This is a genomic window from Marinobacter sp., assembly GCF_041690615.1.
Lineage (GTDB): Bacteria > Pseudomonadota > Gammaproteobacteria > Pseudomonadales > Oleiphilaceae > Marinobacter.
The window spans coordinates 23,199-37,646 of the sequence record NZ_JAWLGY010000003.1 but is presented as its reverse complement, the minus strand read 5'-3'; the positions used below and the strand labels follow the sequence as shown (position 1 = coordinate 37,646).

Sequence of the window (14,448 nt, the reverse complement as noted above, 5' to 3'; positions counted from 1 at the left end):
TTTTTGTGAAAAATGGTCAGCCCCATCAGCCCAGAGCAACGAGCGCAAAGCGTTGCCAGCCCCTAAGAGGTTTGACTGGACCGGCTTCGGCAGGTTGCCTCCCCACTCAGTGTTCCACCTTGAGGGCACTCTCATGCCAGTTGCGCAGGGCCCTGTCAGACATCCACACCATCAGGGCAAACAGCAGGATACCGGTGACGGTGATCAGGATAAGGGCTGCGAACATCCTGGGAATCTGCAGGTTGTAGCCAGACTGCAGGATCATGTAGGCCAGCCCTGCCCTGGCTCCCCCGGTTCCGGCCACAAACTCCGCCACTACCGCGCCAATCAGCGCCAGCCCGGAACTGATCCTCAGCCCACCAAAGAAGTACGGAAGCGCGCTCGGAATACGCAGTCTCACCAGTTCCTGCCAACGGCTGGTGCGGTACATCCGGAACATGCTCAGCAGGTTCGGATCGACGCTGCGCAGCCCCAGGGTGGTGTTGGAGATGATCGGGAAGATAGCCACGATCACCGCACAGACCGTGAGAGCCCAGGTGGTGTCGTTGACCCAGATGATGATCAGCGGCGCGATGGCGACCACCGGTGTCACCTGCATCAGCACCGCATAGGGAAACAGGCTGATCTCGATCCACTTGCTCTGCACAAACAGCAATGACGCGGCGACGCCGACAATCACTGCGATGGCAAAGGCCAGTAACGTCACCTTCAGGGTCATCAGCAGGGCATTGAACAGCGAGGGGAAATCTGACACCAGAGACTGCCCGATGTCGACCGGACTGGGTACCAGGTATTTCGGCACATCAAAAGCCATCACGGTAAGCTGCCACACCAGCAGCACCAGCACACCAACCAGCAGGGGTGCGGCAATCTGCACGAAACGCTCGTTATGAATCAGCGGGGCTTTCATGGCCTGGTCTCCTCATCGCGGTCTTCGCCCATGGCACTGGCGCGTTCCAGGGCCTGGGACACCTGGCGGCAATAACCGGCAAATCCGGTGGAGACCCGGAAATCCGGCGAGCGCGGATAGGGTTCTTCAATAGTGATATCGTCGACAATCCGCCCGGGGCGTGCCGCCATCACCACTACCCGACTGGAGAGGTATACCGCCTCATAGACACTGTGGGTGACGAACACGATGGTCCAGCCCTTGTCTTGCCAGAGCCGGAGCACGTCGTCGTTGAGCTTGTTGCGGGTCATCTCGTCAAGGGCGCCGAAAGGTTCATCCATCAACAGCAGGTCGGGCTCAGTGACCATGGCCCGGGCGATGGAAGCGCGCATCTGCATGCCACCGGACAGCTCCCTCGGAAAACTGTCATCGAAGCCCTTCAGGCCGACCATGCCCAGGGCATCATCGATTTTCTGTTCCACTCCTTCCGACCGCCCGGCATGCTCCAGGTCCAGGGGCAAACGCACGTTCTTGCGCACCCGGGCCCAAGGCATCAGGGTGGCGTTCTGGAACACAAAGGCCAGTTTGCGCCCCTTGCTGCCCACCACGCCGTACTCCTGCTCCCACCACGTCACCTTGCCGGTAGAGACCTCACCGAGGCCCGCCATAATACGCAGCAGGGTGCTCTTGCCGCAGCCGGACGGACCCAGCAGGCTCACAAACTCGCCCTGCTTCACCGTCAGGTCGGCGCCTTTCAGGGCAATGGTTCCGTTGCCATAAATCTTGTCGACACCGCTCACCTGGAGCACCGGGCGCGGTGCAATGGCGCCGGGCGCGGTGGTGTCCGGCCCGGGGTCCGGTGCCGGGTTCAGGGGTGTTACCTTGGTCGCTGTCATAAGGGTCTCTCCAGGGCTGGCCGGGGACACTGCCCGGCCAGCATCAGGATGGCTATCGCTGTGGTGCTCAGGGCAGCACCGGCTCTTCCGGAAGGAACTCCAGGGTGTAGACCTTGCCCAGGTCCAGGTCTTCGGATGCCAGGCCGGCTTCCACCATGAAGTCCCTGATTTTCTGCCAGCGCTCCTCGGTCATCACGCCGATGCCACTGGTTCCGGCATCGCCGCCGGTGACCAGTTCGTATTCCTTCATCTTCTCGATGCCATAGGCGATTTGCTCCGGCGTCATTTCCGGGTTTTCCTGCATGATCAGCTCGTTGCCCGGCTCGGGGTTTTCCAGGTAGCTCTTCCAGCCCTCCATGCTGGCCTGGACAAACCGCTTCACCACATCCGGGCGCTCCTCGATCATGTCGGTGGTGGTTTCGATGGTGGTGGCATAGGGCGGGTAGCCATGGTCAGAAAGCAGGAACACGTTGGGCTCGACACCACCCTTGCGCATCGCAAAGGGCTCAGACGACAGGTAACCCTGCTGGACAATGTCCTTGTCGTTGAGGAAAGTCGCCACGCTGAAGGTGTAGGCGTGCACCACATCATCCTCGAAGCCATATTCCGCCTTCAGCCACGGCCAGAAGGTGGAGTGGGCGAAGGTGGCGATGTAGACGGGCAGGCCCTCCTCCCTGATCTGCTCAATGGACTCTACGTGGGGATGGGCAATCAGCGCCTGCGGATCACCCTGCATGGAGGCCGCCACGGTCATTACCGGCAGCCCTTTTTCAACGGCATTGACGTTGCCAATGGGATAACCCATCAACAGGTCGTAACGACCGGAGACCAGCAACTGGGTTCCGTTGATCTGGGGGCCGCCCATCCTGATTTCCACGTCCAGGCCGTGCTCCTCGTAGATGCCCTCGGCCACCGCCTGGTAAAAGCCGCCGTGTTCAGCCTGGGCGTACCAATTGGTGCCAAAGACCACCTTGTCCAGCTCTTCTGCAGACAGGGGCGCTGCCGTCACCAGTCCGGCGACAAACAATGGCGCGCAGGTAATACGTTGGGTTTTCAGTACCATGGATGATCTCCTGAGAGTCGATGATCGGGGTCGCTGCATATTGACCATTTGTTCAGGATTTGGATTGCAACGCCCGTGCCACCCTGATTATCTCCACAACTCATTGATTTCACAACGCTTTTATAAAGTATACTGTTTGCCTGTGCTCATCACTGAACCAGTAACCGGATTTATGCACCGCTTTTGCCCACCAGCCTGTGTTCGCCCACAAAAAAGCCGCCCGGGGGCGGCGAAGGAGACTGCATAGCACAGCCTGAGAAAACTGGTCGATTAACCGGGGGCACGATTGGCAGCAAGTTCCACGGACGACGGCTCCGGCCGTACCTGCCCGGCCAGTCGGGCAACCCGCGCACCCAGCGCGCGGGCAATGGCCAGCTCGTTATCGTCGACGCCACGGGTACCATCAAAGCCGGTAACCGCGCTCGCGCCATAAGGCGAGCCGCCCTTGGTGGTGGCCACCAGCTCCGGCACACTGTGGGGGACACCCACCAACACCATGCCGTGTTGCATGAAGGGCATCAGCAGCGAAAGCAGGGTCATCTCGTTGCCTGAGTGCATGCCCCCGGTGGAGGTGAAAGCGGCGCCCACCTTGCCGATCAGCGCGCCCTGCCGCCACAGCGGTGCCACTTCATCAATGAACGCTCGTAGAGGTGTGCTCATCAGGCCGTAGCGGGTGGGCGAGCCCCAGACAATACCCCGGGCCCACTCCAGGTCGGCGGCAGTGGCCCGGGGCAGTTCACGGTAGAACGCCTGGGCCTGTTGATAGTCTTCCCGCTCCACATCCACACTGAATTCCGGCTCTTCAATGGCCACCCGACACAGTCGCACTTCAGCGCCCTCGCTTTCAGCCCCTTCGGCAATCGCCCTGGCCAGGGCAAGCGTGGTGCCGTAGCGAGAGTCCACGATCACGGCAACGCGTCGTTCAGTCATGGATTCGGTCCTTCTGTACCGACCCGCCAGAAGGTTTCATGTACGGCGGCCGCCTCGTCTTCCAGCAGGGGACCGATCACTTCAACCTTACGCTGACCCGACGCGAAGACCTCCCGGCAGGGCAGGTCCAGGGTGGGGTTCTCCGGATGGTTACCGGTCATCTGCTTCAGCCGGTGCTCGCTCACCCCGTACACCAGGCGGCCCAGACCCGCCCAGTAGGCCGCTCCGGCACACATACAACAGGGCTCGGCGGACACGTACATGGTGCAGCGGACCAGAAAATCCGGCCGCCAGGCCTTGCTGGCCCGGGTCATCAGTACCCGCTCGGCATGACCGGTCATGTCCTGGTCCGGCAGGTAGGCATTCACCTGTTCCATCAGAACCTCACCCTGATCACTGACCAGAATCGCCGCGAACGGGTGAATGCCCCGGGCGGCCACGTGGCCGGCAAGATCAATGGTCCTGCGCAGAAAGTTCAGGTCGGTATCACTCGCGTTCAAGACAAAGTCCTCTCGTTAACAGGCTTGACGGCTCAGCGGGATTTCTTCGGCAGGCTCCATGGAAAGAACCACTGCTGGGTCCACTGTACGGACTTGAACAGCAACAGACTGACCACCGCCAGGAAGAAGAGGCCGGCAAAGGCCTGGGGAATCCGGAAGAAGGAAGTGGAAAACTGGATGAAATAACCCAGGCCCTCCTCGGCAGCCACAAATTCCGCCACCACCGCGCCGATAATGGCCAGGGTAATGGCAACCCGAAGGCCACTGAAAATATGGGGAATGGCATAGGGAATACGGATCTGCCAGGTTTCCCGGCGGGTTGGCGCATCCAGGGACCGGCTCAGTTCAATCAGCTCCGGTGGGGTCTCGTTAATACCGGTGCCGGTGGACACCACCAGCGGGAAAAACGTCAGCAGTGCGGTGATCAGCACCCGCGAGGGGTCATCTGACCCCATCAGTACAATAATCAACGGCGCCACCGCCACCACGGGCGTGGACTGGATAACGACCAGCAACGGATACAGTGTCCGGGACAACAGTTCCGAACGCATCATGGCAATGGCAATGGGGACCGCTACCAGGATGGACACTGCAAAACCCATCAGCGCGACCCGTAGCGTTGCCCACAGGTGCGTCAGCCAGCGGGAGAACTCCACCTTGAAGAAAGCTTCCACAATGACGGACGGCGCCGGCAGTACATAGGCCGGCAACGCGAAAGCGCGGCACACCAATTCCCACAGCAGAATCAAACCCACGAAAAACATCCAGGGGGATGCCCCCATGAGGATCACCTTCACCCTGCCGTCAGGCAACATCGGGCTCATAGATATGCTTCCTTATGCGGTCAGCCAGTTCGCCGAAACGGGTATCTGAAATGCTCCGGGCAGTGCGCGGTCGTGGCAGGTCAATATCAATCAGCTCAAGCACCGAGCCCGGGCGCTTGCTCATCACCAGCACCCGATCCGCCAGCAGTACGGCTTCCGCAATGGAGTGGGTAATGAACAGCACTGTCTTGGGCTGTTCCTCCCAGATCTTCAGTAAATCAAAACCGATCTGCTCCCGGGTCATGGCATCCAGTGCGGAGAACGGCTCGTCCATCAGCAAGATGTCCGGATTGAGCAGCAGCGCCCGCACAATTCCCACCCGCTGCTGCATACCGCCGGACAGCTCGTCGGGCATTTTTTCGGCAAAGCTTTCCAGCCCCGCCATGGCCAGCAGCTCGCCGGCCCGTTTTTCATCATCCCGGCTGTAGCGCCCGAACTTGTGCCTGAGCGGAAACAGAACGTTGCGACGCACATCAAGCCAGGGCAGCAGAGTCGGTTTCTGGAAGACGATGCCGACATCATCACGGGGGCCATCCACCTGGCGACCAAAGACACTGACCCTGCCCTCGGTGGGTTTCAGCAGACCCGAGATCATCCGCAGTAGCGTTGACTTGCCACAGCCGGACGGCCCAACCACCGCCACAAACTCGTGGCGACGCAGGTCCAGGTCGATGCCGGTAACCACCGGAGGCACGTTGGGGTCCGGCTCGTACCGGTGCCCAACGCCCTCCAGGCGCACAAACGATCGATTGGTGGCTGGCTCTGTCATCAGTCCAGGGACTCCAGCAGGGAGCGGTCGACCACCACCTCGGGATCCAGGCTGTCCAGGGGCAGCCCTTCCGCCTGTGAGGTCCACTCCCAGGTCTGTGCCACCCGCCCGGGGGTCAGGGCACCCAGGCCGTCCCGGTTGCTGACTTCGTTGAACACCAGTGGCATGGTGGCCCTCACCTGGGCGGCAGCCACTTCGGCCTCCACCTCCGGAACCATGGTGGCAAGCGCAGCGCCCGCCTCGTCCGGGTTATCGTTGGTATATCGAAGGGCCTTGTCGAAGGCCTTGATAAACCGGCGGGCCACATCCGGGCGCTCACTGAGGAATCTGTCGCTGGCCACCACGGATGAGCTGTACAGCTCCAGGCCGGCGGCGGACCAGGGCACCACCACCAGCTCATTACCGGTCTCCTCCGCCTGGTCCTCAAACAGGGGCACATTGGTTACCCAGGCAATAATCGCGTCAGTGCCGCCGTTCATCAGCATGGGGCCCAGGGCACCCGGGTCCGCCTTGGTCAGGGCCACCGCGTCCTCCGCCAGACCATTTTCCTTCAGCACCAGCGGAAGGAAGGCATTGGATGAGGTGAACGGTGAGGTGGCAACTTTCTTGCCATCAATGTCTTCAACGGAGGAGATACCGTTTCCGGCCAGCGAGAAGAAGGCATGGGGTGCCTGGTTGAAGATGCTGTATACAACCTTCACCGGCACCGAATCATCCTCGGCCCGGGCCGCCATCAGGGCAGCAATATCGGCGCTGCCGATATCCGCCTGGCCGGTGGCAATCTTGGTAATGGCATCGGTGGACCCACGGCCCGAGGCAATGCTGACCTCCAGGCCCTCTTCCGCAAAGAACCCCTTCTCGACGCCCACGTAGATGGGCGACTTGTCGCCACCGGGCAGCCAGTCCAGCTGATAGGTCACTTCATCCGCCGCTGCAGCCAACTGTGCAAGCAAGCCGGTGGCCAGACCGGCGGCAAGGACAACAGAGCGTGTCACAGGTTTGCGCATTTTCATCCCCTTGAGGTCATTCATCGGTCATCAATATCTGAACATTCGGTCAATTTTTTAGTATGGAAAGCAAACAGGAGGCCAGTTCTGTTTCCTGCTGCATTTTTCCCACCAGCTCCGGTTATCTGTTGCGTCTGACCGGGGCGCCAGGCCGGGAACCACCGTCTCCCATGGCGACAGACAGCAGTACCTGGGTAATCGCCGCAACCGCGCCATCGCGAATACAGAAGGCGGGCCCTGGCAGGGTCTGCGCCCAAATGCGGTGCGCCCGGCGCCAGGCGTGCCCCGCTTTAAAGCCAGCCCGGCCCCAGACATGCCCCGTCACAGCCCCTTGCCCATGGCATGAATCGTGAATACCTGACCAACAGGACCAATCGGAAACCGACAACAGGCAGGAGTCCCCCATGACACAACCCGAACCGGTGGCCTCAGAAAACGCCGCTCTGCCGGTCATCGATCTGAGCCTGCTGGGCCACGATGCACCCTCCGGCCAGTATCAACTGGCCCGGACGCTCGCCCGGGCATGCCTGGACACCGGCTTCTTCTATATCGGCAACCACGGTATTCCCCAGTCATTGATCGGGGATGTCTTCCGGCAGACACGCTTGCTGTTCGACATGCCCTCACCGGACAAGGAGCGGATCAACAAGGCCCGCTCCCCCGCCAATCGTGGTTATGAACCCCTCAGGGGCCAGACCCTGGAGCCCGGCGCACCACCGGATCTGAAGGAAGGTTTCTACATCGGAGAGGAACTGGATCAGGACGACCCGAGGGTAAAGGCGGGCCGGTTCAACCAGGGTCCCAACCAATGGCCGCAACAGCTGCCCCGATTCCGTGAGGTCATGACCGCCTACTTCGAGGCCATGAACGGGCTCAGCGCCCGCATCATGGAGGCCCTGGCACTGTCGCTGAACCTGCCGCAGGACCACTTCCGGGACTTCTGCCAGCAACCCCTGTCCACCCTGCGACTGCTGCACTACCCGCCACAACCGGCCCAACCCGCGCCGGGAGAGAAGGGCTGTGGTGCCCATACGGATTTCGGCGGTGTCACCATCCTGTTGCTTGACCACAACCCGGGACTACAGGTGTGGGACAACCGCCATCAGCGCTGGATCAACGCCGACCCCATTACCGGCACCTTTGTGGTGAACCTTGGAGATATGATTTCCCGCTGGACCAACGACCGTTATCGCTCCACCCTGCATCGGGTGGTGAACACCTCCGGCACCGAGCGCTATTCGGTTCCCTTCTTCTACAGCGGCAACCCGGACCATGAAGTCACCTGCCTGCCCAACTGCCTGGGCGAAGGTCAGCAGCCCCACTACCCGCCCACGACGGTGGAGGCCCACCTGGTGGAGATGTACCGGAGAACCTATGCCTGAGCCGCAGTCCATCACCGCCGTTCTGATCCACGGTGCCTGGGCCGGTGGCTGGGTGTGGGACTCGCTGACGCCGTGCCTTGAGGAGCGGGGCTTTCGCGTTCTGGCACCGGACCTGCCCGGTTGCGGCCCCCGCCTGGGCGATCCGGCAGACGCCTCCATCGACCAGTGCGTCGCGGACCTGATGAATCAACTGGCGAATAGTGAGAGGCCACTGCTGCTGGTGGGCCACTCCGGCGGTGGCGCAATCGCCACTCAGCTGGCAGAGGCTATTTGCGAGCGGGTAGTCGGGGTAGCCTACCTGGCCGGCATGATGCTGCCCTCTGGCACCGGCTTTGGCGAGGTGGTTGCGGAGATGGTGGAGGAATATCCGGAGGCCTCCGGCATTGGCCCCTTCCTGCAATGGGAAGCCCGCGGCCAGGTATCCCGGGTACCGGGGCCAGCCATACGCGAGGTTTTCCTGCAGGATGTCAGCGAGTCCATCGCAGCCGGGGCCATTCCCCGGTTCGGCCCACAGGCCGAAGGCAGCCGCGCCCTGGCGCCCTACTGGACAGAGGAACGCTTCGGGCATCTCCCCCGGCTCTATGTGGAGGCCCTCCAGGACCGCTCAGTGGTGTTGCCGGTTCAGCGACGCATGCAGGCGCTGGTACCCGGCGCCCGGGTGGTGTCACTGGATACCGGCCATGTGCCCCAGGTGGCGGCGCCAGAAGCCGTAGCCGACGCCCTCTCCGGGTTTGTCGCCGAGCAGGCCGCCCCGGCCTGATTTTTCTTTCCGGTGAAACCAACGAATAGGGCGGCCTCCGGAGCCGCCCTTTTCAAACCGTCCGACAGGCGCTCACTCGCCGTATATCGTCTCCACGAAGGTCAGCTCAAACGCCTTTTCCCAGTCCAGGTCCTCCGGCAGGGTGCCGGCGGCCACCATATCCTCGAAAAACGCCTGCCAGCGCTCACGGGTCATCATGCCGTAGCGGCCGTCTTCGGCGGCACCGGACAGCAGTATGCCTTCCTTTTGCATTTTGCCATGGCTATAGGCCAGCAGTTCGTCCTGCATTTCCGGGTTGTCCTCCTTGATCAGCGCATTTGCCGGTTCCGGGTTCTCGAAATAGGCCTCCCAACCCTCGGCAGTGGCGGCCACCATCTTCTGCACCACCTCCGGGTTTTCCTCAACCATCTCCCGGGTGGTGTCCAGGGTGGCGGAATAGGCCTCCCAACCATAGTCCGCCAGCAACAGACTCTTGCCCTCGACACCGGCCTGCTCCAGGAAGTAGCCGTCGTTGGTGACGTAACCCTGCTGGATGGTCTGGTCGTCCTGGATGAACGGGGCAAAGCTGTAGTCATAGGCCTTCAGCTGATCATCGGTATAACCATACTCGGTCTTCAGCCAGGGCCAGTAGGCCACGCGGCCGGCGGTGGGCACCCGCATGGCCTTGCCCTTAAGGTCTTCCAGTGAGTCATGGCCAACGCCGGTGTGAACCACCAGTGACTGGGGATCTTTCTGGAAGAAGGCGGCCACCGTCACCAGGGGCACTTCCTCATTGACCGAGTTCAGGGACTGCAGGGCGTAACCCATGATGAAGTCCACCGCGCCCCCCATCAGCAGCTGCACGTTATTGACCTGGGGGCCGCCCATCTTGATGGTCACGTCCAGACCATGTTCCTCGTAGATACCCATGGCCTTGGCGGCGTAGATGCCGCCGTGTTCCGCCTGGGCATACCAGGTGGTGGCCACGGTGACCGGGGTCAGTTCGTCGGCCTGGGCAAGACCCGCCAGGGTGCTCGCCGAGAGCGATACGCCTACGGCCAGGGTTCGCAGTTTGTTCATGGTAACTCCTCCGGTTTCGGGGCTCAGGCCCCATAGGTACTGGTCAGCTTTTCCTGCAGGTGCTGGCCCGCCGAAATGGGTTCATAGATTGGCGGTGTCTCCGCCGTGGCACAGGTGTCGATACAGGCGATCTCCGCCTCCTTGTTGGGGTGGCAGAAAAACGCAATGGAGTAGCGATCCCGGTGGCGGTGCTCCGGTGCCACGTTCACCCGGTGGGGTGTGGAGGAGAACACATGATTGGTCCACCGGTGCATCAGATCGCCGGTATTGACCACCACGGTGCCAGGCATCGGCGTTGCCCGTATCCATTCACCGGAGCGGGTGCACACCTCAAGGCCACCCACGGAGTCCTGGAACAGCAGGGTGATGCTGCCGTAGTCGGTGTGGGCGCCGGCGCGGCTCTCTCCGTCATGGGGCTCAAACCCTTCCGGCAGTGGTGGGTAATGCAACAACCGCAGAGTGTGGTGGTGCTGGTCATGGGCACCCACAAAGAAATCCGCCGGCTGGTCCAGAGCCAGGGCAAAGCCCTCCAGCACCCGGTCCGCGGTGGCGATACACTCGTCCAGGAACCGCGTCATCACCGCCTCGAAGTCCGGCGGTCCGGCCGGCCACCGGTTGCGGTGGGCCCCCGGTCCGGGTTGCTCGGGCGCCAGGTTGAAGGCTTCCTTCAGGTCGCCGGGCCGTGCCGGATCCAGGCGCTCACGCTTGATGCCTACATAACCCCGGTTGCTCTCGGCGTTCTGCCAGGCCACCCGGTTCTTCGCCTCCACCGGCAGGCTGAAAAATGCCTTCGACGCAGCAAACGCTTCGGCCAGCTGTTTTTCCGGCATGCCGCAGTTGGCCAGGTAGAAAAAGCCCCACTCCCTGCTGGCCTGGCGCATTTCCGTGGCAACCGCCTGACGGGATGAGGCCGTTCCTTCCAGAAAGGGAGCAAAGTCGATTACGGGTATTTCCGGTGTGCCTTCCAACATGGTCCCTCCCATTGCCAGTAATATTTATTGCCCATTTGGTCAATTTATTAGCAACGGATGTGCCATCAGGAAAACGCCGGTTATCGCCTTTCTTCAGGTCATAACCACGAGTGAAATGCCTCATATAGGTGCATCAGCCAAAATTTATGACCAGAAAGTCAGTCTTTCAGGGCACAAGCTGAGGCACCACTCTTGCATGGCTTGCCCACCTCAACGACCCGGAGCGGGAAATACCTGATGACGAAAACGCTGTTACTGAAAAATGCCAGACTCATTGCCACCATGGATGACGGCGAGCGGGAACTTGAAAACGGATACATCCTGATCCGTGACAACCGGATTGAAGCCGTCGGCCCTGCTGAAGAATGCCCGGGCCAGGCCGACCGCATCGTCGACCTGACCGGCCATGTAGTGATACCCGGCCTGATCAACACCCATCATCACATGTTCCAGTCCCTGACCCGGGCCCTGCCGGCGGCCCAGAACGGCGAACTGTTCGACTGGCTCAGCGCCCTGTTCCCGGTGTGGCGCAACATCACCCCGCAGATGCAGCGGGCCGCCAGCCGCACCGCCATGGCAGAACTGATGCTGTCCGGCTGCACCACGGCGGCGGACCATGCCTACCTTCACGTCAACGGCATTACCCTGGACGACAGCGTGCAGGCCGCCACCGAGATGGGCATCCGCTTCCACGGCGCACGGGGTGCCATGAGTCTGGGACAGAGCCAGGGCGGCCTGCCGCCGGATGCACTGGTGGAGGCGGATGAAAACGCCATCCTGAAAGACATGCAGCGAGTGGTGGAGACCCATCACGACCATCGCCCCGATGCCATGGTGCGGGTCGCACTGGCGCCCTGCTCTCCCTTTACCGTGACCACCGACCTGATGCGCGAAGCCGCCACCATGGCCCGTTCCCTGAAGGTGGGCCTGCACACCCACACCGCGGAAAACTGGAAGGATGTGGCCTTCAGCAAGGAGCGCTACGGAATGACGCCCACGGAGTTCACCGGGGAGGTGGGCTGGGTGGGCGACGATGTCTGGCACGCCCACTGCGTGCATCTGGACGACCCCGGCATCGCCCTGTTTGCCCGCACCGGTACCGGTGTCGCCCACTGCCCCTGCTCCAATATGCGGCTGGCCTCGGGCATTGCCCCGGTTCGCCGGATGCTCGACGCCGGCGTAAAGGTGGGGCTGGGCGTCGACGGCAGCGCCTCCAACGACAGCGGCAACCTGCTGGATGAGGCTCGACTGGCGATGCTGTCCGCGCGGGTTCGCGAGCAGAACCCCGGCCATATGACTGCGCGGGAAGCACTGAGAATTGCCACCCGGGGCGGCGCCGAGGTGCTCGGCCGGGGCGATGCCCTTGGGCGCATCCAGGCCGGCTACTGCGCCGACATCGTCGCTTTCCGCACCGACGATATCGCCATGGCCGGGAGCCTGGGCGACCCCCTGGCCTCGCTGGTGTTCTGTACCCCACCCCGGGCGGCCTGGAGCATCATCAACGGCCGGGTGGTGATTGAGGAGGGCCATCTGCTGACCCGCTCGCTGCCCCACATTATCGAGGAGCAGAACCGGATGGCGGCACGACTGCTGAATCCCTGATCGGCCGGGCGGCCACCGGAGGTTGCGCGACGGTCATCGCAGGGAGTCGAAATTTGCCTCTACAGGTGGTCTAATGCCTCCATTCCAGACACGATTGAGGAGGACCTTGTGGAGGCAAGCTATTCAGAGCACCCGGCCATGTTCCGGAACAACCCCCTGGGGTTTATCCTGTCGATCCTGCTGATCCCCCTTGCCGTCGGGATCCTGATCCTGCTGTGGTGGTACCTGCAGTGCAAGTCCACCAAGCTGGAATTCACCGGCAACGACCTGGTTCTGGAAAAAGGGCTGCTGAGCAAGGAGCGGATGGAGCTTGACGTGAGGCGCATTCGTTCGGTGAACGTCTACCAGTCGTTCTTCAACCGGATTTTTGGTGTCGGCAGAATTTCCATCTTTACCGCCGGTGACGAGCCGGAGATCGAAGTGGCCGGGCTGCCCAGCCCCCATGACCTCCGCACCCTGATCAAGGAACGGCAGGGGGCATAGCCATGGCGAGTGACGACGAGTCCCGGGACCGGAAAGAAGCCAGAACCCTGGCTTTCGTTCTGCTTGTATTGGTGGTGGCGCTGGCCAGTGGCCTGCTGCTGTCCGTGCCCATGCTGTCCGACTTCAACCAGGCCTACCTGGCACCCGGGGTGGATCTGAAGGAAGCGGCTGTCCTGGCCTTCATCACCACCATTGCGGTACTTATTATCTTCGCCATCGCGGCCGGCGACGGCCTGCTGGGCGAGTTGCAGTTCATGCTACTGGGCTTCTTTGCCTTCTTCCTGGTGCTGTGGCTGCTGATCGCCTGGATATTCTGACCGCATCTGGCCTGGGTGCGACGTATCAGGTCTGCTTGTCCACCGCCCGGTGGTCATAGGTGGCGTTCAGCCGTGACGCCAGGTACTCGGCGCAGGTGATCGGCTCGTACTTCGGCGCCTCATCTTTGACGACATCCCGCGGGTCCACCACCGAGTCCGGGTTCACTTCCAGGAAGAAAGCAATGGCGTAACGTTCCCGCGCTGGCGGCCGCACACGATGGGGGGTCGACACATAGGTGTCGTTACTCCATCGCATCAGGCAGTCGCCAATATTGCAGACAAAGGCCCCCGGCACATAAGGGGCCTGGATCCATTCTCCCTGTCGGTTAAGCACCTCCAGCCCAGCCACCTCATCGGTGGCCAGGATGGTGATATTGCCATAATCGGTGTGGGTACCGGCGCCACCATCGTCACGGGCTACCTGCCCCGCACTGGCCGGGTAACGCAGCATCCGCAGGGTGGCAATGGGCAGGGTCAGGTGCTGTGCGAAGAAACCCTCGTCCAGGCCCAGGTCGAGACTGAATCCCCGGTGGATGGTGCGTCCCAGCTCCAGGCAATGATTGAAATAACCCAGGGCGTGCTCCCGCCATCCCGGGATGGGCGGCCAGAAGTTCACGCCCCGGAAGGGCTTGCCGGCCACTACGTCGGGGTGGTCTTCCGGGAAGTCGGTACCAATGTTGAAAGCTTCCTTCATATCCGATCCCGCCTGCGGATTCAGCTTCTCATCGGACATGGCCACATAGCCCCGGTTATGGGGTGAAAGCTTGATGGATAGTGCTTCCTTCTCACTCAGGGGCAACCCGAACAGATTCCTGGCACCCGCAAAGACGGACTCAAGAACGTTATCGGGAATGCCATGATCTGTGGCGTAGAAAAAGCCCACCTCCCGGCAGGCACGGCCCAGCTCAGCGGCGGTTTTCCGACGCACCACAGGGTCGTCGCTGTTGAGACCGGCAATGGAAATCAGGGGTAAGGACGGCATGGTTCTGTCTCCGG

General features: G+C 61.9%; 16 protein-coding genes. 5 read left to right on the top strand and 11 right to left on the bottom strand.

From position 1 onward, the window contains the following. Positions 1–106 precede the first annotated feature (106 nt). The 8 genes from ACESMZ_RS03025 to ACESMZ_RS02990 form a co-directional block, all read right to left on the bottom strand. The gene (locus ACESMZ_RS03025; protein ID WP_372957787.1) at positions 107–910 is read right to left on the bottom strand and encodes an ABC transporter permease; all 804 of its coding nucleotides are present in this window, start codon (positions 908–910) and stop codon (positions 107–109) included. After that, positions 907–1,785, bottom strand: a complete 879-nt coding sequence (locus ACESMZ_RS03020) for an ABC transporter ATP-binding protein (RefSeq protein WP_372957786.1) — start codon at positions 1,783–1,785, stop codon at positions 907–909. The genes ACESMZ_RS03025 and ACESMZ_RS03020 overlap by 4 nt, the downstream gene beginning before the upstream one ends. Before the next feature lie 67 nt (positions 1,786–1,852). Next, positions 1,853–2,848 (bottom strand): ABC transporter substrate-binding protein, encoded by a 996-nt coding sequence (locus ACESMZ_RS03015; protein ID WP_372957785.1) that lies wholly within the window; start codon positions 2,846–2,848, stop codon positions 1,853–1,855. A gap of 270 nt (positions 2,849–3,118) precedes the next feature. Beyond that, positions 3,119–3,778, bottom strand: coding sequence for an NAD(P)H:quinone oxidoreductase (gene wrbA, locus ACESMZ_RS03010; protein ID WP_372957784.1), 660 nt, complete (start codon positions 3,776–3,778; stop codon positions 3,119–3,121). Further along, positions 3,775–4,278, bottom strand: coding sequence for a nucleoside deaminase (locus tag ACESMZ_RS03005; protein WP_372972183.1), 504 nt, complete (start codon positions 4,276–4,278; stop codon positions 3,775–3,777). The genes wrbA and ACESMZ_RS03005 overlap by 4 nt, the downstream gene beginning before the upstream one ends. A gap of 32 nt (positions 4,279–4,310) precedes the next feature. Then, the gene (locus ACESMZ_RS03000) at positions 4,311–5,102 is read right to left on the bottom strand and encodes an ABC transporter permease (RefSeq protein ID WP_372972182.1); all 792 of its coding nucleotides are present in this window, start codon (positions 5,100–5,102) and stop codon (positions 4,311–4,313) included. Beyond that, positions 5,083–5,871 carry an ABC transporter ATP-binding protein gene (locus tag ACESMZ_RS02995; RefSeq protein WP_372957781.1) on the bottom strand — a complete coding sequence of 263 codons (789 nt, stop codon included), beginning with the start codon at positions 5,869–5,871 and terminating at the stop codon, positions 5,083–5,085. Before ACESMZ_RS02995 ends, ACESMZ_RS03000 begins: the two co-directional genes overlap by 20 nt. Then, positions 5,871–6,878 carry an ABC transporter substrate-binding protein gene (locus tag ACESMZ_RS02990; protein WP_372957780.1) on the bottom strand — a complete coding sequence of 336 codons (1,008 nt, stop codon included), beginning with the start codon at positions 6,876–6,878 and terminating at the stop codon, positions 5,871–5,873. The genes ACESMZ_RS02995 and ACESMZ_RS02990 overlap by 1 nt, the downstream gene beginning before the upstream one ends. A gap of 404 nt (positions 6,879–7,282) precedes the next feature. On the opposite strand from ACESMZ_RS02990, the gene ACESMZ_RS02985 reads away from it, so the two are divergent. After that, positions 7,283–8,260: an isopenicillin N synthase family dioxygenase gene (locus ACESMZ_RS02985; RefSeq protein WP_372957779.1), complete on the top strand. Its 978-nt coding sequence runs from the start codon at positions 7,283–7,285 to the stop codon at positions 8,258–8,260. Continuing rightward, positions 8,253–9,020, top strand: a complete 768-nt coding sequence (locus tag ACESMZ_RS02980) for an alpha/beta fold hydrolase (RefSeq protein WP_372957778.1) — start codon at positions 8,253–8,255, stop codon at positions 9,018–9,020. The genes ACESMZ_RS02985 and ACESMZ_RS02980 overlap by 8 nt, the downstream gene beginning before the upstream one ends. Positions 9,021–9,092: 72 nt before the next feature. On the opposite strand, the gene ACESMZ_RS02975 is transcribed toward ACESMZ_RS02980, so the two are convergent. Continuing rightward, a complete protein-coding gene (locus tag ACESMZ_RS02975) occupies positions 9,093–10,079 on the bottom strand; it encodes an ABC transporter substrate-binding protein (RefSeq protein WP_372957777.1) in 987 nt (328 codons plus the stop codon). Between the two features lie 23 nt (positions 10,080–10,102). Beyond that, positions 10,103–11,050 (bottom strand): isopenicillin N synthase family dioxygenase, encoded by a 948-nt coding sequence (locus tag ACESMZ_RS02970; protein WP_372957776.1) that lies wholly within the window; start codon positions 11,048–11,050, stop codon positions 10,103–10,105. A 237-nt stretch (positions 11,051–11,287) separates the two neighbouring features. Between ACESMZ_RS02970 and ACESMZ_RS02965 the strand changes: the two genes are divergently transcribed. The 3 genes from ACESMZ_RS02965 (at position 11,288) to ACESMZ_RS02955 (ending at position 13,452) form a co-directional block, all read left to right on the top strand. Continuing rightward, a complete protein-coding gene (locus ACESMZ_RS02965; RefSeq protein WP_372957775.1) occupies positions 11,288–12,652 on the top strand; it encodes an 8-oxoguanine deaminase in 1,365 nt (454 codons plus the stop codon). 108 nt (positions 12,653–12,760) lie between these two features. After that, a complete protein-coding gene (locus tag ACESMZ_RS02960; protein ID WP_372957774.1) occupies positions 12,761–13,135 on the top strand; it encodes a PH domain-containing protein in 375 nt (124 codons plus the stop codon). 2 nt (positions 13,136–13,137) lie between these two features. Continuing rightward, the gene (locus ACESMZ_RS02955) at positions 13,138–13,452 is read left to right on the top strand and encodes a hypothetical protein (RefSeq protein WP_372957773.1); all 315 of its coding nucleotides are present in this window, start codon (positions 13,138–13,140) and stop codon (positions 13,450–13,452) included. Between the two features lie 25 nt (positions 13,453–13,477). Here the strand turns inward: ACESMZ_RS02955 and ACESMZ_RS02950 are convergent, their stop codons facing one another. Then, positions 13,478–14,434, bottom strand: coding sequence for an isopenicillin N synthase family dioxygenase (locus ACESMZ_RS02950; RefSeq protein WP_372957772.1), 957 nt, complete (start codon positions 14,432–14,434; stop codon positions 13,478–13,480). Positions 14,435–14,448: the final 14 nt, after the last annotated feature.

What these genes read in the sequence shown, in the direction of transcription:
- ACESMZ_RS02985 (WP_372957779.1), top strand. Translation starts at nt 7,283, where the DNA reads ATGACACAACCCGAACCGGTGGCCTCAGAAAACGCCGCTCTGCCGGTC.
- wrbA (WP_372957784.1), bottom strand. Translation starts at nt 3,778, where the DNA reads ATGACTGAACGACGCGTTGCCGTGATCGTGGACTCTCGCTACGGCACC.
- ACESMZ_RS02975 (WP_372957777.1), bottom strand. Translation starts at nt 10,079, where the DNA reads ATGAACAAACTGCGAACCCTGGCCGTAGGCGTATCGCTCTCGGCGAGC.
- ACESMZ_RS03000 (WP_372972182.1), bottom strand. Translation starts at nt 5,102, where the DNA reads ATGAGCCCGATGTTGCCTGACGGCAGGGTGAAGGTGATCCTCATGGGG.
- ACESMZ_RS03015 (WP_372957785.1), bottom strand. Translation starts at nt 2,848, where the DNA reads ATGGTACTGAAAACCCAACGTATTACCTGCGCGCCATTGTTTGTCGCC.
- ACESMZ_RS03020 (WP_372957786.1), bottom strand. Translation starts at nt 1,785, where the DNA reads ATGACAGCGACCAAGGTAACACCCCTGAACCCGGCACCGGACCCCGGG.
- ACESMZ_RS02970 (WP_372957776.1), bottom strand. Translation starts at nt 11,050, where the DNA reads ATGTTGGAAGGCACACCGGAAATACCCGTAATCGACTTTGCTCCCTTT.
- ACESMZ_RS02980 (WP_372957778.1), top strand. Translation starts at nt 8,253, where the DNA reads ATGCCTGAGCCGCAGTCCATCACCGCCGTTCTGATCCACGGTGCCTGG.
- ACESMZ_RS02995 (WP_372957781.1), bottom strand. Translation starts at nt 5,871, where the DNA reads ATGACAGAGCCAGCCACCAATCGATCGTTTGTGCGCCTGGAGGGCGTT.
- ACESMZ_RS03025 (WP_372957787.1), bottom strand. Translation starts at nt 910, where the DNA reads ATGAAAGCCCCGCTGATTCATAACGAGCGTTTCGTGCAGATTGCCGCA.
- ACESMZ_RS02955 (WP_372957773.1), top strand. Translation starts at nt 13,138, where the DNA reads ATGGCGAGTGACGACGAGTCCCGGGACCGGAAAGAAGCCAGAACCCTG.
- ACESMZ_RS02965 (WP_372957775.1), top strand. Translation starts at nt 11,288, where the DNA reads ATGACGAAAACGCTGTTACTGAAAAATGCCAGACTCATTGCCACCATG.
- ACESMZ_RS02950 (WP_372957772.1), bottom strand. Translation starts at nt 14,434, where the DNA reads ATGCCGTCCTTACCCCTGATTTCCATTGCCGGTCTCAACAGCGACGAC.
- ACESMZ_RS02990 (WP_372957780.1), bottom strand. Translation starts at nt 6,878, where the DNA reads ATGCGCAAACCTGTGACACGCTCTGTTGTCCTTGCCGCCGGTCTGGCC.